At 58.5% G+C, this 17,039-nt stretch carries 15 protein-coding genes; 5 read left to right on the forward strand and 10 right to left on the reverse strand.

Going from position 1 to position 17,039, the window contains the following annotated elements; all coding sequences use genetic code 11:
- Nucleotides 1-62 precede the first annotated feature (62 nt).
- Complete coding sequence (locus tag Q0478_RS04350; RefSeq protein WP_298676576.1) at nucleotides 63-1,361, forward strand: citrate synthase; 1,299 nt, start codon at nucleotides 63-65, stop codon at nucleotides 1,359-1,361.
- A gap of 150 nt (nucleotides 1,362-1,511) precedes the next feature.
- A complete protein-coding gene (locus Q0478_RS04355) occupies nucleotides 1,512-1,892 on the forward strand; it encodes a hypothetical protein (protein ID WP_298676577.1) in 381 nt (126 codons plus the stop codon).
- Here Q0478_RS04355 and Q0478_RS04360 read toward each other — a convergent pair.
- From Q0478_RS04360 to Q0478_RS04405, 10 genes are all read right to left on the reverse strand, one after another.
- Entirely contained in the window at nucleotides 1,834-2,616 is a 783-nt protein-coding gene (locus Q0478_RS04360) for an enoyl-CoA hydratase-related protein (RefSeq protein ID WP_298676579.1), read from the reverse strand. The genes Q0478_RS04355 and Q0478_RS04360 overlap by 59 nt on opposite strands.
- Before the next feature lie 68 nt (nucleotides 2,617-2,684).
- Entirely contained in the window at nucleotides 2,685-3,137 is a 453-nt protein-coding gene (locus Q0478_RS04365; protein ID WP_298676580.1) for a cytochrome c-type biogenesis protein, read from the reverse strand.
- On the reverse strand, nucleotides 3,134-5,101 hold the full coding sequence (locus Q0478_RS04370; protein WP_298676583.1) for a heme lyase CcmF/NrfE family subunit: 1,968 nt from the start codon (nucleotides 5,099-5,101) through the stop codon (nucleotides 3,134-3,136). Before Q0478_RS04370 ends, Q0478_RS04365 begins: the two co-directional genes overlap by 4 nt.
- 72 nt (nucleotides 5,102-5,173) lie before the next feature.
- On the reverse strand, nucleotides 5,174-5,740 hold the full coding sequence (locus Q0478_RS04375; protein WP_298676585.1) for a holin family protein: 567 nt from the start codon (nucleotides 5,738-5,740) through the stop codon (nucleotides 5,174-5,176).
- Nucleotides 5,731-6,342 (reverse strand): holin-associated N-acetylmuramidase, encoded by a 612-nt coding sequence (locus tag Q0478_RS04380; protein ID WP_298676587.1) that lies wholly within the window; start codon nucleotides 6,340-6,342, stop codon nucleotides 5,731-5,733. Before Q0478_RS04380 ends, Q0478_RS04375 begins: the two co-directional genes overlap by 10 nt.
- A gap of 56 nt (nucleotides 6,343-6,398) precedes the next feature.
- Nucleotides 6,399-6,845, reverse strand: a complete 447-nt coding sequence (ccmE, locus tag Q0478_RS04385) for a cytochrome c maturation protein CcmE (protein WP_298676588.1) — start codon at nucleotides 6,843-6,845, stop codon at nucleotides 6,399-6,401.
- Nucleotides 6,846-6,857: 12 nt separating this feature from the next.
- A complete protein-coding gene (argC, locus tag Q0478_RS04390; RefSeq protein WP_298676589.1) occupies nucleotides 6,858-7,886 on the reverse strand; it encodes an N-acetyl-gamma-glutamyl-phosphate reductase in 1,029 nt (342 codons plus the stop codon).
- Nucleotides 7,887-7,943: 57 nt separating this feature from the next.
- A complete protein-coding gene (locus Q0478_RS04395; protein WP_298676591.1) occupies nucleotides 7,944-8,756 on the reverse strand; it encodes a glutamate racemase in 813 nt (270 codons plus the stop codon).
- Between the two features lie 11 nt (nucleotides 8,757-8,767).
- Entirely contained in the window at nucleotides 8,768-9,646 is an 879-nt protein-coding gene (locus Q0478_RS04400; RefSeq protein WP_298676599.1) for a lysophospholipid acyltransferase family protein, read from the reverse strand.
- A gap of 97 nt (nucleotides 9,647-9,743) precedes the next feature.
- On the reverse strand, nucleotides 9,744-13,166 hold the full coding sequence (locus Q0478_RS04405; protein ID WP_298676593.1) for an indolepyruvate ferredoxin oxidoreductase family protein: 3,423 nt from the start codon (nucleotides 13,164-13,166) through the stop codon (nucleotides 9,744-9,746).
- A gap of 165 nt (nucleotides 13,167-13,331) precedes the next feature.
- Here Q0478_RS04405 and Q0478_RS04410 point away from each other — a divergent pair, with 165 nt between their 5' ends.
- From Q0478_RS04410 to purL, 3 genes are all read left to right on the forward strand, one after another.
- Nucleotides 13,332-14,252 (forward strand): LysR family transcriptional regulator, encoded by a 921-nt coding sequence (locus Q0478_RS04410; protein ID WP_298676595.1) that lies wholly within the window; start codon nucleotides 13,332-13,334, stop codon nucleotides 14,250-14,252.
- A 193-nt stretch (nucleotides 14,253-14,445) separates the two neighbouring features.
- The gene (locus Q0478_RS04415) at nucleotides 14,446-15,015 is read left to right on the forward strand and encodes a DUF6151 family protein (RefSeq protein WP_298676596.1); all 570 of its coding nucleotides are present in this window, start codon (nucleotides 14,446-14,448) and stop codon (nucleotides 15,013-15,015) included.
- Nucleotides 15,016-15,144: 129 nt separating this feature from the next.
- On the forward strand, nucleotides 15,145-17,039 hold a 1,895-nt coding region (gene purL / locus Q0478_RS04420), incomplete at its 3' end, for a phosphoribosylformylglycinamidine synthase subunit PurL (RefSeq protein ID WP_298676598.1).

Genomic DNA, 17,039 nt, shown 5'->3' on the forward strand with positions numbered 1-17,039 from the left:
GTTCGACACGATATGACACTCTTGGGCGATGCGCGCTCAAGACTTTGGAGGATGAGGCCAAGATGACTGACAGCACCAAAACCGCGACGCTTACGATTGATGGAAAAAGCTTTGAGCTGCCAATCTATTCAGGGACAACCGGCCCTGATGTAATCGACATTCGCAAGCTCTATGCGCAGGCGGGTGTGTTCACCTATGACCCTGGCTACACCTCGACAGCCTCCTGCGAGAGCACCATCACGTTCATTGACGGCGACAAGGGCGAGCTCTTGCACCGCGGCTACCCGATCGACCAGCTCGCAGAGAAATCCCACTATCTTGAAGTGTGCTACCTGCTGCTCTACGGTGAACTGCCCACCGCCGCCATGCTCGAAGATTTCGAGGGCCGTGTGACCCGCCACACCATGGTGCACGAGCAGATGCACAACTTTTTCCGCGGTTTCCGCCGCGACGCCCACCCCATGGCGACACTCGTGGGTGTGGTTGGGGCGATGTCCGCCTTCTATGCCGACAGCGCCGATGTCAACGACGAGTGGCAGCGCGAAGTGGCCTCCATCCGCATGATCGCCAAACTGCCCACCATCGCGGCCATGGCCTATAAATATTCAATCGGGCAACCCTTTGTATATCCTCGCAATGATCTTGATTACGCGTCAAACTTCCTGCACATGTGCTTCGCTGTGCCCGCCGAGGAGTATAACGTCGATCCGATCCTGAGCCGCGCGATGGACCGCATTTTCACGCTGCACGCCGATCATGAGCAAAACGCCTCTACCTCGACAGTGCGCTTGGCCTCGTCTTCCGCGGCCAACCCGTTTGCGTGTATCGCCGCCGGGATCGCCTGTCTTTGGGGGCCTGCCCACGGCGGTGCCAACCAGGCTTGCCTCGAAATGCTCAAGGAAATTGGCTCAAAAGACCGTATCCCCGAGTATATCGCCCGCGCCAAGGACAAGAATGATCCGTTCCGCCTGATGGGCTTTGGCCACCGCGTCTACAAGAACACTGACCCGCGCGCCAAGGTGCTCAAACAGTCTGCCGACGAGGTGCTCGAGCTGCTCGGCGTGGAAAACAACCCGATCCTGGAAGTGGCCAAGGAGCTTGAGCAAGTGGCGCTCAATGACCCCTATTTCATCGAGAAAAAGCTCTTCCCAAATGTGGATTTCTACTCAGGTATTATCCTGGAGGCGATGGGCTTCCCCACCTCCATGTTCACGCCGATCTTTGCCCTCTCCCGCACAGTGGGCTGGATCTCGCAGTGGAAAGAGCAATTCGAAGATCCGCAACAGAAAATCGGCCGCCCGCGCCAGCTCTATCTCGGGGCCACCGAGCGCAGCTATGTGGACGTGGAAGAGCGCAACTGAGGCGCGTATTCCCAGATTTAGGAAAAGGCCCGCTTTGGCGGGTCTTTTTTTTGAAATAGGCAAATCAAGGCTAAAGAAGCCGGTGGTTTTAAGGAAATCCTATCTATTTTGCGTCAGCTTGGCTGGCGGAAGGATAGAAAAGGACAGACCATGCTATTTGTCGCCCTGACCATGCTGCTTGGATTGCTGCTTGTCTTGATGCTGGATCGCCTGAGCCCCCAAACCGCCGAGGCTGGGGAACATGCCCAAGCCAGGGGCACTCTTCCCAAGGCTCTCCAAGAGCCTCCCGCCGAGATTTTTGGTTTTGAGGGCGACAAGGATCTGCTCGTGTTTCACTGCGCAGATCCCTCAGAGCCGCCCCATCTGGAGGCACACCCGCGCAGCGCCCGCGTGACAGAGCTGCGTGCAAACGGCCAGCTGATTGCCAATCTCCATGATGCACGGGGCTTTGAGCTCTCGCGCCACCTGCGGATCAGCGCCCTTCAAACCGGGCCTTGCGTTTTTCCAGAAACGCCAGCACGCCTTCTTTGAAGTCCCGGCTCTTGCCTGCGCGCCCTTGTTCTTGCGCCTCAAGGTTGAGCTGGTCCTCCAACCCGTTGTCCAGGCTGGCACGCAGGGTGGTTTTTATCCGCTTGTAAGCTTCTGTCGGCCCGGCGGCCAACGCCTGCGCCCGCGCCCGCCAATGGCTTTCAAAGCTCTCATCTGCCACATACTCCCAAATCAGGCCTATGCGTTCGGCTTCTTTTGCGCTGATCTTTTCTGCAAAAAGAGCCGCCCCCATGGCCTTGGCCCCGCCGATGAGCCGGGGCAGGAAATAGGTGCCGCCAGCATCCGGAATCAGTCCGATCCGCGAGAACGCCTGCAAGAAATAGGCGCTCTCAGAAGCGATCACCACATCAGCCGCGAGGGCAAGGTTGGCGCCAGCCCCGGCGGCAGCTCCATTGACTGCCGAAATCACCGGCACAGGCGCATCCACCAAGGTCTTGACCATCGGGTTATATTCGTCGCGCAAGACCCGCTCCAGATCAATATGGGCCGCATTGCCCCCATCCCCCAAGTCCTGACCAGAGCAAAAAGCCCCGCCATGGCCTGTCAGCACAATCGCCCGTGCGCCCTCCGTGAGCGCAGCGCGCACAGCGGCAGGAATTTCCGCCCGCATCTGGGCCGTCATCGCGTTCATTTTATCAGGCCGATTCAAGCCGATCACAGCATAGCCAGCGGCGTTCAGTTCATAGGTGATGGTTTGATAATCCATGAAATCTCTCGTGTTTGCGCAGCCAACCCTACGCCCAACGCCGCCGCTTTGAAAAGCGGAACCGGGCGTCAATCGCGCATAATTTGCTCAAGCCGCTTGGCCTCATCCACGCTCAAGTCTTGGGTGCCTTCCGGCGTGGCCCGGGCGCGCCCGCGCAGGTATAGCCCACCCATGAACACGGCAAACAACAACATCGCAGGCCCGGCGTAAAACAAGATCAGATTGCTGCCCGCCTTGGTGGGGTTGAGCAAGACATACTCGCCGTAGCGGCTCACGATGAAATCCAGGACCTCATCATCGCTTTCCCCCGCAACCAGCCTTTCGCGCACCAAGAGCCGAAGATCCCGCGCCAGCTCGGCGTTGCTGTCATCAATATTCTCGTTGCGGCACACCAAACAGCGCAATTCCTTGCTGAGCTCGCGCGCCCGCGCCTCCAGGCGCGGATCGCTGAGAACTTCGTCAGGCTGCACCGCAAAAGCCGGCGCGGCCAGAAGCGCCAGACAGAGACATAAAACTCTCATTCTGCCGCCACCCCTGCAAGGGGCTGGCTGCGCCCCGCGCCCGCCGCCACCCGATAGCGGCGGTCTGAAAGGCTCAAAGCCCCGCCAAGCGCCATGAGAAGCGCACCGCCCCAGATCCAATTGGCGAGCGGCTTGTAATAGGTCCTGAACGCCCAGCCGCCGCCCACCTGAGGGTCTCCGACAACGACATAGACGTCCCGCCAAAAGCCGATATCAATGGCCGCCTCGGTCGTGGGCATCCCGGCCACTGGATAAACGCGCTTCTCCGGGTTTAAGGTTGCAATCTCGCGCCCGTTGCGCAGCAGCGTTACATCCCCCATGGTCGAGATGTAATTGGGCCCCTCAACCTGTTGAACCCCGTTCAAAACCAGCTGATAGCCCGCCAGCTCAAAGCCTTCGCCGTCTTTCAAAACGCGAATATCCTCTTGCTGCCACGCCAGAAGACCGGCAATCCCCGCCATCGTGACGCCCAATCCGGCGTGGGCCACAGCCTTGCCCCAATCGGCGCGCGGCAGAGTGGCAAGCCGGCGCAAGCGGGCGCCTTTGCGGCCCCGGCTCAGCAGATCTGTGACAGACCCGGCAATCAGCCACGCACCCAGGAACAGGCCAACCGGCCCAAGCGCTGAGCGCCCGGTCTGGACAGCCCAAAACAGGGCGCCAAGCGCAAGCGCCAGCACAAACCCAAGACGCAGCTGAAGCGCAACACGCCCGATCTTGCCACGCTTCCACGGCAGCATTGCCCCAAGGGGCAGCACGAGCCCGAGCAACACCATCAAAGGCGTGAACGAAGCATTGAACCACGGTTCTCCCACCGACAGCTTACGGTCAAAGAACATCTCGCTAAAGAGCGGCCAGAGCGTGCCGATGAAGACAACAAACGCCGACACGGCCAGCAGAATATTGTTCACCACAAGAGCCGATTCCCGGCTCACCACACCAAAAACGCCCTTGGCCTCCATCACGCCCGCACGGGCCGCATAGAGCACAAGCGCGCCTCCAGTGAAAACGCCCATTATCAGCAGAAGAAATACACCGCGTTCTGGGTCTGTTGCAAAGGCATGAACCGAGGTGATGATCCCGGAGCGGGTGATAAACGCGCCAAGCAGCGAGAAGCTGAAAGCAATGATCGCCAGCAGGATCGTCCAGCTTTTCAGGCTTTCGCGTTTTTCCACCACGATCGCCGAATGCAACAAGGCGACGGCCAACAACCAGGGCATGAAACTTGCGTTTTCAACCGGGTCCCAGAACCAGAATCCGCCCCAACCCAGCTCGTAATAAGCCCACCAAGAGCCAAGACCGATCCCGATGGTGAGAAAAACCCAGGCCGCCAGTGTCCAGGGGCGCACCCAGCGGCCCCAAGCCGCATCAACCCGGCCTTCGATCAGCGCCGCAACAGCAAAGCTGAAGGCCATCGAAAGCCCGACATAACCAAGATAGAGAAACGGCGGATGGAAGGCCAAACCCGGATCTTGCAGAAGGGGATTCAGATCCTTGCCATTGAGAGGTGCAGGATCCAGCCGCAAAAAGGGGTTGGATGTAAACAGCACAAAAGCCATGAACGCCGCTGTGATCGACGCCTGAACCGCAAGGATGCGCGCGCGCAAAGTGGGCGGCAGACCGTTGCCAAACCAGACCGCCATGGCCCCGAAGAGGGTCAGGATCAACACCCAAAGCAGCATCGACCCTTCATGGTTGCCCCAAACGCCGGTGAGCTTGTAGAGCAGCGGTTTGGCCGTATGGCTGTTGAGCCACACCAGCTTGACGGAGAAATCTGAGACCAAAAAGGAATAGGTCAGCGCGCCAAAGGAGGTGGCCGTCAGAAGAAAGAGCGCGTTGGAGCCGTTTTCAGCAAAGCCCATCCAGCCGGGCCATCGCTTATATGCGCCGATCAGGGGCACAACCGTCACAAAGAGCGCGACGATAAATCCGAGAATAAGGGTGAAATGTCCGAGTTCTGCTACCATACGCCATTTCTAGACAGTTCTCAGCCGCGCGCCAATCATAATCGGCAGATTTATCTGTTCACATTGTCGCGCTTAGCGGCCCTGATCGGCTTGACCGTTGTGCCAATCATTGAGCGCGCCGTTGAGAGGCTGCCCGCGTGGCCCAATGTGCAGATCGCGCGTCAGATCATCGCGCGTGCCGGCGCGGCCAGCTTCTATCTCGCGGGAGATTCCCAACACATCTGGCAGGGATTGGAGCATTTGCTTTTGAAATGCCTGTCCCTTGGCCTGATGGCGCGCGCCAAAATAAAACGAAATGATCGCGCCCAATATCCACCACAAGGGTTCGGGCACCAGCGCAATGCCTTGCATTCGCTCGGCAAACCAGACCGGCGAGACCATCGCCGAGACAAACAGGCCAATGGTCCCAAAGGCCAAGAGCGGGCGGGGCAAGCGGTTCAATCCGTCAAGGACCCGGTCAAACCGGCCCGCGCTCTTTTTCCCAAACTCTGCCGAAAACTGTTGGAACGCCGCCGCTTTCAAGATGGCATCGCGGCCGGCTTGTGCTTCGCTGTTTTCACGAAAGACTTCCGCTGTCTCCTTGAGAAGGTTTCGGCCATCGCCAAAGACAAGTGACAAAATCCGCTCTATCAGGCCCATGATGCTGTCCGATCCGAAAATTCTTCTGGCGTCAGGTGGTAGGCCGGGCTGATGAACTCTTCGGCCCGCAAAATCCAGCCCCCCTTGGTGCCGCGGCGGGTGCGTGCAAATTTACGGTTTTGCGCGCGCCGGTCTGCGATACGAAAATAATATTCGCGCCGCGCAATCCCATAGGCATCCACCAGGCGCGCGGCCCCTTTGCGCGCAGCGTCTTGCGCGGCGGCGCGGGTGGCCGGGCCAAGAATACCATCGCGGGTCAGAGGGTAGCCCATTTGCCCCAGCACATCCTGAAGGATACTGATCGCGTTGCGCCCGGCATTCACATACATGTCAAACACCGTCGCCTGTAGCGCTGTAGGCAATTCATGGATCTGGGGCGCATAAAAATAGTGCTTGATGAATATATCCACCGCATCCTGCTGGTTCAGCGCCAAGACATCCGCGACATCAATGTGCCCATCCCGGGTGAGATCCAACCCCAGATGGCGCAGGGTTTTCAGGGTGACACCGAAATTTGTCGCTCCGCCCAAATCGTCCGGATCATCGACAAATCCGCCCTCGCGGGCCACGATCTCTCTGGCAATCTCCTCAACCGTTTTCATAAAAACTCTCCGCAAAACCTGCGCAAAGCTTTTGTCAAAAATGGTTAAAGTGCTGCTTAGCTACCGTTCGGTTCTTGGTAAACGCCCTGCTCTTTCAGCGCGTCAACCACTTCGCGGGGCATATAGGTTTCGTCGTGTTTGGCCAGAATTTCAGAGGCAACAAACACCCCGTCTTGCAGCTTGCCTGTGCCCACCATTCCCTGGTTTTCTTCAAACAGGTCTGGCAAAATACCGGTGTAGCTCACCTTGATCGAGGCGCCCCCATCGGTCACGTTAAAGGTCACGGCCTTGCCTTGCCCGCGGGTCAGGCTGCCCTCCTCCACGAGCCCGCCAATGCGGAATGTCTCGCTCGCAGGCGGCGGATCAGCGACAATCTGGCTTGGTGCGCGAAAATAATTGATACCATCTTTCATGGCATAGCCGATCAGCCCCGTGGCCAACACAAGCGACACACTGGCCAAAGCCAGAACCTGCACCCGCCGCTTCTTCTTCAAACCTTTCATGGCCTTCTCCCTCTAAGGAAACACAGGCCCTCCCATCAAGCCTGACGTCTCCTCTTCACCTAGCATCAAGTTGGCGTTCTGCAAGGCCTGACCGCTGCTACCTTTTGTCAGATTGTCCAGCGCGGCAATCACAATCGCGCGCCCGTCAATCCGGTCACCCGTCACCCCGATATGGCAAAAATTCGAACCACGCACATGGTGCGTGCTGGGTGTCTCGCCAAATGGCAATAGGTGCAGGAAAGGCTCGTCCTCGTAAGCCTTTGCAAAGGTGTCATAAATTCTTTGCGCATCCCCTTTTACATAGGCGGTCGCCAAAATTCCGCGGTTGGCCGGAATGAGATGCGGCGTAAACTGCACCTTCACCTCGCGGCCCGCAAGCTTGGAAAACTCCTGGTCAAATTCGCCCAAATGGCGGTGCGTGCCACCCACGGCATAGGCGTTGCTGCCTTCGCTCAGCTCGGCGTGGAGCAGGTTTTCCTTCAAAGCGCGCCCGGCGCCAGACACCCCACATTTCAGATCCAGAATAATATCCTCAAGCTCAATCGCCCCCGCCGCAATCAGCGGGCGCAGCGCAAACTGTCCCGTGGCCGCATTGCAGCCCGTCCCCGCCACCAGCCGGGCTTTGGCTATCTCGTCACGGTAAAACTCGGTCAGCCCGTAAACAGCCTCGCCCTGCATAGCGCGCGCCCTGTGCGGGTTGCCATACCACTGCTCATAGGCCGCAGGATCCGTGAGCCTGAAATCCGCGCTCAGATCAACAATCTTCAAATGTTTGGGCAACTTGCTGATCACGTCTTGGCTGGTCTTGTGGGGCAAGGCACAGAAACACAGGTCAATCTCGTCAAATGCGATCTCATCAAAGCTCACAAGCTGAGGCAGGCGCAAATGGCGCAGATGCGGGAAAACATCGGCCATCTGCTGCCCCGCTTTGGAAAACGCGCCCAAGGCGGCTATCTCATAGGCCGGATGGGTGGCCAAAAGGCGAATAAGCTCAGCGCCAGTATAGCCCGAAGCACCAAGGATTGCGATTTTATGGGCCATGGGTGCCCTCACTTTCTTATCAATGTAACAGCATTTCATGCGCTTTCAGCGCGCGGCTCAGGCCGCTTCAAAGGTGATCTGTCGTCGCAAGAATTGCGTGGCCCGGTCAGACACGCGCTGCGCATCCCCCGTGGTGAGAAACAGGTTGGTTTCCCCGGCGCCACGCATCTGTGGATGGCGCTCCAGATAGTCCGCCAGACTCTCAGCAACAAGTGTAGGCTGGCTATAGACTGACACATCCGCCCCCAAAGCGTCCTGAAAGATCGCCTGCATCAAAGGGTAATGTGTGCAGCCCAGAATGGCGGCTTGCGGTGCTGGCATCTTGCGTTTGAGCGCATCTACATGGCTGCGCACCAATGCTTCGGCAAGGATCATATCGCCATCCTCGATGGCATCCACCACCCCGCCACAGGCCTGCGCCTCCACATCTACGCCGATCGCGCGAAACGCCAGTTCGCGCTGGAACGCCCGGCTGGAAACAGTGGCCGGTGTGGCAAACAAGGCCACATTGCGCACCTCAACTTCCCGCGGCGGAGAATTATCGCCCCAGCTGCGCTCGGTGAGCGCTTCAATCAGCGGAACGAAAACCCCCAAAACCCGTTTTCCCTCGGGCACGCCCGCTTCCTGCATCCGGCGCAGGGCGGCCGCGCTGGCCGTGTTGCACGCCAGAACAACCAGATCACAGCCTGAGTCCCAAAGCCGCTCAACCGCCTGCTTTGTCAGCCTGTGAATGTCCTCTGCGTCGCGCACACCATAGGGCGCATGGGCGCTATCCGCCAGATAATGCAGGGGCAGCTCGGGCATCCTTGCCCGCACGGCCTGCCAGACGGTCAGCCCGCCCAGACCAGAATCAAAAATACCAACAGCCATAGTTTACGCCCTCAAGCGCGATGTTTCTCTTCAAATTCATGGCCATACCCGCTGCACGCGAGAGGCCTTGGAGAAAGCTCATACGTTGACTGGCGCAGAAAATCCATCATTGCTTTGCTGTCGTGCGCATAGTGCTTGAGCACCTCTGCTCCAATCGGCGCTCCGATAACCACATCGACAGGGCTATCGACCCTTTTTCGGAACTCCTTGATCAACAGCCCCATCCGCAAGGTGTAGTGCACATGGCTGGCAATCTGAAACAGGCGGCTCGTGGTGCCATCAAAGAACACCGGCACAACAGTGGCGCCCGATTTGGCCACCATACGGGCCGTAAACTTGCGCCACCCCGGGTCCATTGGCCGCGCAAACGGCTTGGCAGCCGTGCTCACAGTGCCACCCGGAAAGATACCAATCGCGCCCCCCGCGCCCAAATAGTCGAGCGCAACACGGCGGGTTTCCAGGTTCTGGCGCATGGCCGCTTTGGTTTCGTCAAAAGAGATCGGCAAAATAACCCGGTTAATATCTTCCGCCTTGTGAAAAACAGAATTGGCCAGAATACGGAAATCCCCACGGGTTTGGCGCAAAATCTGCCCCATCATCAGCCCATCCAAGATCCCGTAAGGATGGTTGGCCACAAGTATGAGCGGCCCCGTCTGCGGGATCAACGACAAGGCGCCGCCCATCACATTGAGAGACAAGCCATAGCGCGCAACCATCACATCCCAGAAGTCCTGCCCGTTGGCGACATCCAGCTCATAGCCGCGCGCGCGCCGGATCAGCCCGAGCCGCCCAGTGGCATTTTCCATCACCCGGATAAGCGCCCGGCCACCCCGGGTCTTGGCACAGCGGGCATAGGACACATCACGGGCAGCATTCGGGCGCAAAAGCAAGGGTTTGATCATCTTGGGTCACGGCAATGAGACGGCGCACTCTCTGGTGCGCCCTCTCCTTATGCCCGCAAAACATGACAACCATGTGACAGGAAAGCTACTCAGCCGCTTGCAAAACCGGGCTACCACCCTGCCGGAAAGCCGCCAGCAAAGCTTCGCGTTCTTTGGCGGCTTTGGCCTCGTTTTCAGCCTTGACCGGCCCAAACCCCCGGATCTTCAGCGGCAACTCGGCCAGGGCCACGGCCGTGCTGAGCCGCTCCGGCGTCAGCTCTGCCAGCACATGCTGCATATCCGCCTCATATTGCCCAATCAAAGCCCGCTCCATCCGGCGCTCTTGGGTGCGTCCGAAGGGGTCAAAAGCTGTGCCACGCAACCATTTCAGCTTGGCCAAAAGCTTGAACCAGCGCTGCATACCGGCGCCAAATTTCCGCTTTTGCGGCCGCCCGTCATGGCCGATCTTGGACAAAAGCGGCGGCGCAAGATGATAGCTGAGCTTGATATCGCCCTCAAAGCTTGCCGCGGCCTTTTCGGCTGTCGTCAGAAGGAGCCGGGCGACCTCATATTCATCCTTATAGGCCAACAGCTTATAGTAGCCTTTGGCCACGGCCTCCCGAAGCGTTTCCTCTTCAAACTGCGCCACAAAGCTGCGGTATTTCTCCGCCAAGGCCGCATTTTGATAGGCTTTCAGCTGCGTGGCACGGTAGTCGATCTTTTCAGACAGGCTGAGCGCGCTCACGGCGTCCTTTTTGGTGATGAGGCCAAGCGCCTCTTGCGGATAAAGCACAGCCCAACGGCCCATCTCAAAGGCTTTTTGGTTGCGCTCAACAGCCGCCCCGTTCAGCGTGATCGCTTCCATAATCGCGGCATGGCTGACCGGCACAAACCCGCGCTGCCAAGCCCCGCCAAAGACCATCATATTTGAGAAAATACTATCGCCCAACAGCACCTTGGCCAGATCAGAGGCATCAAACAGGCTTAGCTGTTGTTTCAGCCGCGCCTGCAATTGCAGCTCAAGCCGCTCGACGGGCAGCTTAAACTCCGTATCGCGCGTAAAATCTCCCGTGATGGTGTTGTGCGAATTCACCACAGCGCCGGTCTGCCCCGTTCGGGTCAGACCAAGCGTTTTGGCCCCCGCACTCACCACCATATCGCCACCAATCAGCACATGCGCCTCGCCGGTGGCCACGCGAATGGCCGAAATATCCTCCGGCCGCTCCGCGATCCGGCAATGGATATGAACAGCGCCACCCTTTTGGGCAAGCCCGGCCATTTCCATCATGGCGGCCCCCTTGCCATCAATCTGGGCGGCCTGCGCCAGAACGGCCCCGATGGTCACAACCCCAGTGCCGCCCACGCCGGTGATCACCACATTATGGGTGCCCGAAATCTTGGGCAAGTCAGGCTCTGGAAGGTCAGGCAGCTCAAGCGTCGCCGTGGCCGCCTTTTTGGGGCGCGCGCCCTCAAGCGTCACAAAACTGGGGCAAAAGCCCTTGAGGCAGCTGAAATCCTTGTTGCAGGCCGATTGGTCAACAGCCCGCTTGCGCCCCAGCTCGGTTTCAACAGGGGTGATGGCCACACAATTGGATTGCACCCCGCAATCGCCACAGCCTTCGCAAACATCGGTGTTGATAAACACCCGCTGGTCCGGATCGGGAAACAGCCCGCGCTTGCGGCGGCGGCGCTTCTCGGCGGCACAGGTCTGGATATAGACAATCGCCGAGGTGCCCGGGGTTTTCTCCATCCGCTCCTGCACCTCCATGAGATGCTCTCTGGCTTTTATTTCAATACCTTGCGGGAAAGCCTTCATGTCGACATCTTCCTTGTCGTCATAAACAACAGCAAGATCCTTCACCCCCATTGCCTTCAGCTCGGCCACAATTTTGGGCGCGTCCAGCTCGCCCTCGTTGGATTGGCCGCCCGTCATGGCCACAGCATCGTTGTAGAGCACTTTATAAGTGATATTTGTTCCCGCAGCGATGGCCGCGCGGATCGCCTGAATGCCGGAATGGTTGTAAGTGCCATCCCCAAGGTTCTGGAACACATGCGCCCGGTTTGAAAACGGCGCCTCGCCAATCCAATTGGCACCCTCACCGCCCATATGGGTGGCGCCGAGCGTGTTGCGGTCCATCCATTGCACCATGTAATGACAGCCGATCCCTGCATAGGCGCGGCTGCCCTCGGGCACCTTGGTGGACGAATTGTGCGGACAGCCAGAACAGAAATACGGCAGACGCGCTGCAATCTCTTGTGCGTTGTCGGCTTTCTTTGCTTCGTCAATGGCCTGCATCCCGGCCTTGATGCGGTCAGTGTCACGGCCTTCGTCGATCAGGATTTGCCCCAGCTTTTCGGCAATCAGGATTGGATCCAGTGCGCCACGCGTCTGGAACAATTCCGGCCCATGCATAGAGCCAGCCCCCCCACCCTTGTGCCAGCCCCAAACGCGGCGACCGCGCCGATCGTCAAAGATGGCTTCCTTGATCTGCACTTCAATCAGCTTGCGCTTTTCCTCGACCACAACGATCAAGTCCAACCCTTCGGCCCAATCGTGGAAACCACGCATGTCGAGCGGCCAAGTCTGTCCCACCTTATATGTGGTCACACCCAACCGTTCGGCCTCGGCCGCGTCGATGCCCAGCAGAGACAACGCATGCACCAAGTCGAGCCAGTTTTTGCCTGCAGCAACGAACCCGATCTTTGCCCCCGGTTTGCCCCAGACGCGTTTGTCCATCTTGTTGGCATGGGAAAACGCCTCGGCGGCAAAGCGTTTGTGGTCGATCATCCGCGCTTCCTGTGCGTGGGGCGTGTCGGCCAGACGAATGTTCAACCCGCCTTCCGGCAGGTCGAGTTCGGGCAGTACGAACGACATTCGGTCCGGGCGGCCGTCGACCACGGAGGTCACTTCGACAGTGTCTTTCATCGTCTTGAGGCCAACCCAAAGCCCGGAAAACCGTGACAGAGCAAAACCATAGAGACCGTAATCGAGGATTTCCTGGACACCCGCAGGCGACACGACGGGCATATAGGCGTCGATCATCGCCCATTCCGATTGGTGCAGCACGGTCGAGGATTCGCCCGTATGATCATCGCCCATCGCCATCAGCACCCCGCCATTTGGTGCTGTGCCTGCCATGTTTGCGTGTTTCATCGCGTCGCCCGAGCGGTCGACCCCCGGGCCCTTGCCGTACCAAAGGCCAAACACGCCGTCATAGCGTCCCTCGCCCCGTAACTCGGCCTGCTGGCTACCCCAGAGCGCTGTAACGGCAAGGTCTTCGTTCAAGCCTTCCTTGAATGTGACATCCGCCGTTTTGAGAAACTTTTCCGCGCGATGCATCTGCATATCGACTGCGCCCAAGGGCGACCCGCGATAGCCTGTGACATAGCCCGCTGTGTTCAACCCTGCCGCTACATCGCGCGCCTTCTGCATCAGCATCAAGCGTACCAACGCCTGAGTTCCATTCAGAAGAACTGGCGATTTCGACAAATCGAAACGATCGTTCAAAGTGATCTCGGCTTTGGTCATTTGACGCCTCCCTGCGCAAAATGTGCCCTTGTTTCATCGTAAATTTAGGTCATAAATGCTGACCTTGCTAGAAGTTTCTTTCGAAAATTCAGTGTCGGGGAAAGTTGTCGTTCATATATTGGTTTGTGTCATGTAAACCGGTTCTAACGATTGAAAGTGTATCTCATGGACTGGGACAAACTCAGAATATTTCACGCGGTTGCCGATGCGGGCAGTCTGACCCATGCCGGGGACACGCTGCATCTGTCGCAATCCGCGGTATCCCGGCAGGTTCGGGCCCTAGAAGAGTCGCTAAACACGGTGCTGTTTCACCGCCATGCGCGGGGACTGATTCTCACTGAACAGGGTGAATTGCTGTTCGATGCGACTCGGTCGATGAACAAACGCATAGAAGCCGCCACCGCACGCATCCGCGACAGCGAAGAAGAAGTGTTTGGCGAATTGCGTGTGACCACCACGATTGGTTTCGGATCACTCTGGCTCGCTCCGCGCTTGCCGAAACTGTACGAGAAGTACCCCGATCTGAACATCGACCTGATGCTGGAAGAGCGCGTGCTTGACCTGCCGATGCGCGAGGCGGATGTCGCTGTGCGCATGAAAGAGCCCAGCCAAGCCGATCTGATCCGTAAGAAACTGATGTCCATCCGGATGCGGCTCTATGCGTCGCCAGAATACCTGGCGCAGAACGGGACCCCTGAAACGATCGAAGACATCGCCAAGCATCGGCTCATTTGCCAGAACCCCCGCGCGGCACAGGTGAGTGCCGGGATGATCATGGTGCAACAACTGTTGGCCTATGATGTCAAGTCGACCCTGACCGTGAACAACTACTTCGGCGTGCTGCAATCAGTCCTATCCGGCTTGGGTATCGGCGTCCTTCCCGATTACATTATCGAGGACTTTCCGACCATCAAACGCGTTCTGATTGATGTCGAGTCGGCAGAAGTACCTGTTTTTCTTGCCTATCCCGAGGAATTACGGCAATCCAAACGGATCGCGGCCTTCCGAGATTTCGTTCAGGAAGAGATTTTCGCGCACCGTCAGACCCGCAAAGCACTCGAGGCTGGGGCGTCTACGCAAGTGTGACCCATGCGCCTCACGCATAGCGGGAATGACGTATGTTCTAGGCTAACCCTCTTGCCATATCGAGGACTGCTGACATATTTAGCACATATGAGATGGAACGCTGAATTGTGTGTCATCTTCATACCTCCCTGTTGGACTTCGGTCTAGCTTTTGCTCGGCCTTTTTTTTTCCACTTTTGCGAGGGGTAGCTGCCATGACCGGTGAAAGAGCACACAGCTGCGTTTGCGGAAAAATGCACTGGCGTATCGCTCGCGAAGCCCCAGGCACACATCTGGTCTGCTATTGCGAGGATTGCCAGACTGCCGCCCGGTTTCTCAAGCACCAGGTCACGCGTCTTGATTCCGATGGTGGCAGCGAGATTTTTCAAACCCTGCCCGCGTATTTCGAATTCTTTGAAGGACTTGAGCATCTCGCCGCTATCCGACTTGGCCCCAAGGGGCTGCTGCGCTGGTATGCCGGATGCTGCGGGACTCCGATCGCCAACACACTTCCTACGTCGACCCTACCCTTTGTCGGTGCGATCCTGCCGCCCGGCGCAGACGGGTATGGTCCGATCAAGGCGCTGGTGAACACAGTCGGCACGGCCAGCCACATCAAAGAAACAGGCGTACTTGCAGCACATCTGTCGATTGTGCGTGGCATACTCCGCGCCCGTTTGTCCGGCGGCAAGCGCACTTCTCCGTTCTTTGACACATCTGGCACACCGGTCGTCGTGCCACGGGTTCTGAACCGACACGAGCGAAACGCCGCCCGCCCCGGTTAGGCCGGGTCACGCGGTCCGAACTTTGCCCGCAACAAGCGCTTAACTCTCTTCAAATCCGCGCCGGGTCTTTTCACCACCTTCGGTTTCGCCTAAACCGCCGCCATCTGCGCAACCCACGGGGACATCCGGATGCAAGACCCAGCCATTACCGAAGACATTATCTCTGCCCACGGCATCAATGCCGACGAATACGCGGAGATCCTTCGGATCATGAACCGCGAACCCACCTTCACGGAACTGGGCATCTTTTCCGCAATGTGGAACGAGCATTGTTCCTATAAGTCCTCCAAGAAATGGCTGCGCACACTGCCAACCACCGGCCCACAAGTCATTTGCGGCCCTGGCGAAAACGCCGGTGTGGTGGATATTGGCGATGGTCAGGCGGTGGTTTTCAAGATGGAGAGCCACAACCACCCGTCATATATCGAACCCTATCAGGGTGCGGCGACTGGTGTTGGCGGCATTCTGCGCGACGTGTTCACAATGGGCGCACGACCGATTGCGGCGATGAACGCACTGTCCTTTGGGGAAAAAGATCACCCCAAGACGCGCCAACTTGTGCACGGCGTGGTCGAAGGTGTCGGCGGCTACGGCAACTGCTTCGGCGTTCCCACAGTGGGCGGCGAAGTTCGGTTCCATAGTGCCTATAACGGCAACTGCCTTGTGAACGCCTTTGCGGCGGGTCTCGCGGATGCCGACAAGATTTTTTACTCGGCCGCCAGCGGTGTCGGCCGCCCGGTTGTTTACCTCGGGGCCAAAACCGGACGTGATGGCGTCGGCGGGGCGACCATGGCGTCGGCTGAATTCGGCGACCCGGTCGAAGAAAAGCGCCCCACCGTTCAGGTCGGTGACCCCTTCACCGAAAAGCGCCTGATGGAAGCCTGCCTTGAACTGATGCAGACCGGTGCCGTGATCTCGATTCAGGATATGGGGGCTGCAGGCCTCACTTGTTCGGCCGTGGAAATGGGCGACAAAGGCAAGTTGGGCATCCGGCTTGACCTGGAAAAGGTGCCGCAGCGCGAAGCGAACATGACCGCTTACGAAATGATGCTTTCGGAATCCCAGGAACGGATGCTGATGGTTCTGGACCCGGCCAAAGAAACCGAGGCGCGCGCGGTGTTCGACAAGTGGGATCTGGACTTTGCAATCGTCGGCGAAACAATTGCCGAAGATCGATTCCTGATCGTCCACAATGGCGACGTCAAAGCCGATCTGCCGCTGTCGCGTCTGTCTTCCTCTGCGCCCGAATATGACCGCCCCTGGGTTCCGTCTGAGGAACCAGCGGCACTGGACGACGTGCCCGCCGTTGATCCGATCGACGCACTCAAGGCGCTGCTGGGCAGCCCGAACTACTGCGCCCGCAACTGGGTGTTCGAACAATACGACAGCATGGTCATGGCCGACACAGTCGAAGGTCCAGGCTGGGGCGCGGGTGTGATCCGTGTTCACGGCACCGACAAAATGTTGGCTTTCACCTCGGACGTAACTCCGCGTTACGTCAAGGCGAACCCTGTCGAAGGCGGCAAACAGGCGGTGGCCGAAGCGTTCCGCAACCTGTGTGCCGTTGGCGCGAAACCGCTGGCGACAACCGACAACCTGAACTTCGGCAACCCCGAAAAGCCCGAAATCATGGGTCAGTTCGTTGGCGCGCTTCAGGGCATCGGAAGCGCCTGCGAAGCACTGGACATGCCCATCGTGTCCGGCAATGTGTCGCTTTACAACGAAACCGACGGTCAAGGCATTTTGCCAACACCGACAATCGGCGCGGTGGGGCTGATCGCAGCAGGTGAAGAGCCGATCCTTGGTCGGGCACGTGATGGTCACGTCGCTTTGGTCGTGGGAGACACCCAAGGCCACCTGGGTCAGTCCGCGTTGCTTTATGAAGTGTTCAATCGCGAAGATGGCGATGCACCTGCGGTCGATTTGGCGGCCGAGCGTCGCAACGGTGATTTCATCCGCGACAACCGTGATCTGATCAAAGCCTGCACCGATCTGTCAGATGGCGGCCTGGTATTGGCCGCGTT

The organism is uncultured Lentibacter sp. (genome assembly GCF_937123735.1).
GTDB lineage: Bacteria > Pseudomonadota > Alphaproteobacteria > Rhodobacterales > Rhodobacteraceae > Lentibacter.

Bases quoted from the DNA above. Each gene is read 5' to 3' on its own strand.
- Q0478_RS04380 (WP_298676587.1), bottom strand. From the start codon at position 6,342: ATGAAAACGGTTGAGGAGATTGCCAGAGAGATCGTGGCCCGCGAGGGC.
- argC (WP_298676589.1), bottom strand. From the start codon at position 7,886: ATGGCCCATAAAATCGCAATCCTTGGTGCTTCGGGCTATACTGGCGCT.
- ccmE (WP_298676588.1), bottom strand. From the start codon at position 6,845: ATGAAAGGTTTGAAGAAGAAGCGGCGGGTGCAGGTTCTGGCTTTGGCC.
- Q0478_RS04395 (WP_298676591.1), bottom strand. From the start codon at position 8,756: ATGGCTGTTGGTATTTTTGATTCTGGTCTGGGCGGGCTGACCGTCTGG.
- Q0478_RS04410 (WP_298676595.1), top strand. From the start codon at position 13,332: ATGGACTGGGACAAACTCAGAATATTTCACGCGGTTGCCGATGCGGGC.
- Q0478_RS04350 (WP_298676576.1), top strand. From the start codon at position 63: ATGACTGACAGCACCAAAACCGCGACGCTTACGATTGATGGAAAAAGC.
- Q0478_RS04355 (WP_298676577.1), top strand. From the start codon at position 1,512: ATGCTATTTGTCGCCCTGACCATGCTGCTTGGATTGCTGCTTGTCTTG.
- Q0478_RS04375 (WP_298676585.1), bottom strand. From the start codon at position 5,740: ATGGGCCTGATAGAGCGGATTTTGTCACTTGTCTTTGGCGATGGCCGA.
- Q0478_RS04370 (WP_298676583.1), bottom strand. From the start codon at position 5,101: ATGGTAGCAGAACTCGGACATTTCACCCTTATTCTCGGATTTATCGTC.
- Q0478_RS04405 (WP_298676593.1), bottom strand. From the start codon at position 13,166: ATGACCAAAGCCGAGATCACTTTGAACGATCGTTTCGATTTGTCGAAA.
- Q0478_RS04415 (WP_298676596.1), top strand. From the start codon at position 14,446: ATGACCGGTGAAAGAGCACACAGCTGCGTTTGCGGAAAAATGCACTGG.
- Q0478_RS04365 (WP_298676580.1), bottom strand. From the start codon at position 3,137: ATGAGAGTTTTATGTCTCTGTCTGGCGCTTCTGGCCGCGCCGGCTTTT.
- Q0478_RS04360 (WP_298676579.1), bottom strand. From the start codon at position 2,616: ATGGATTATCAAACCATCACCTATGAACTGAACGCCGCTGGCTATGCT.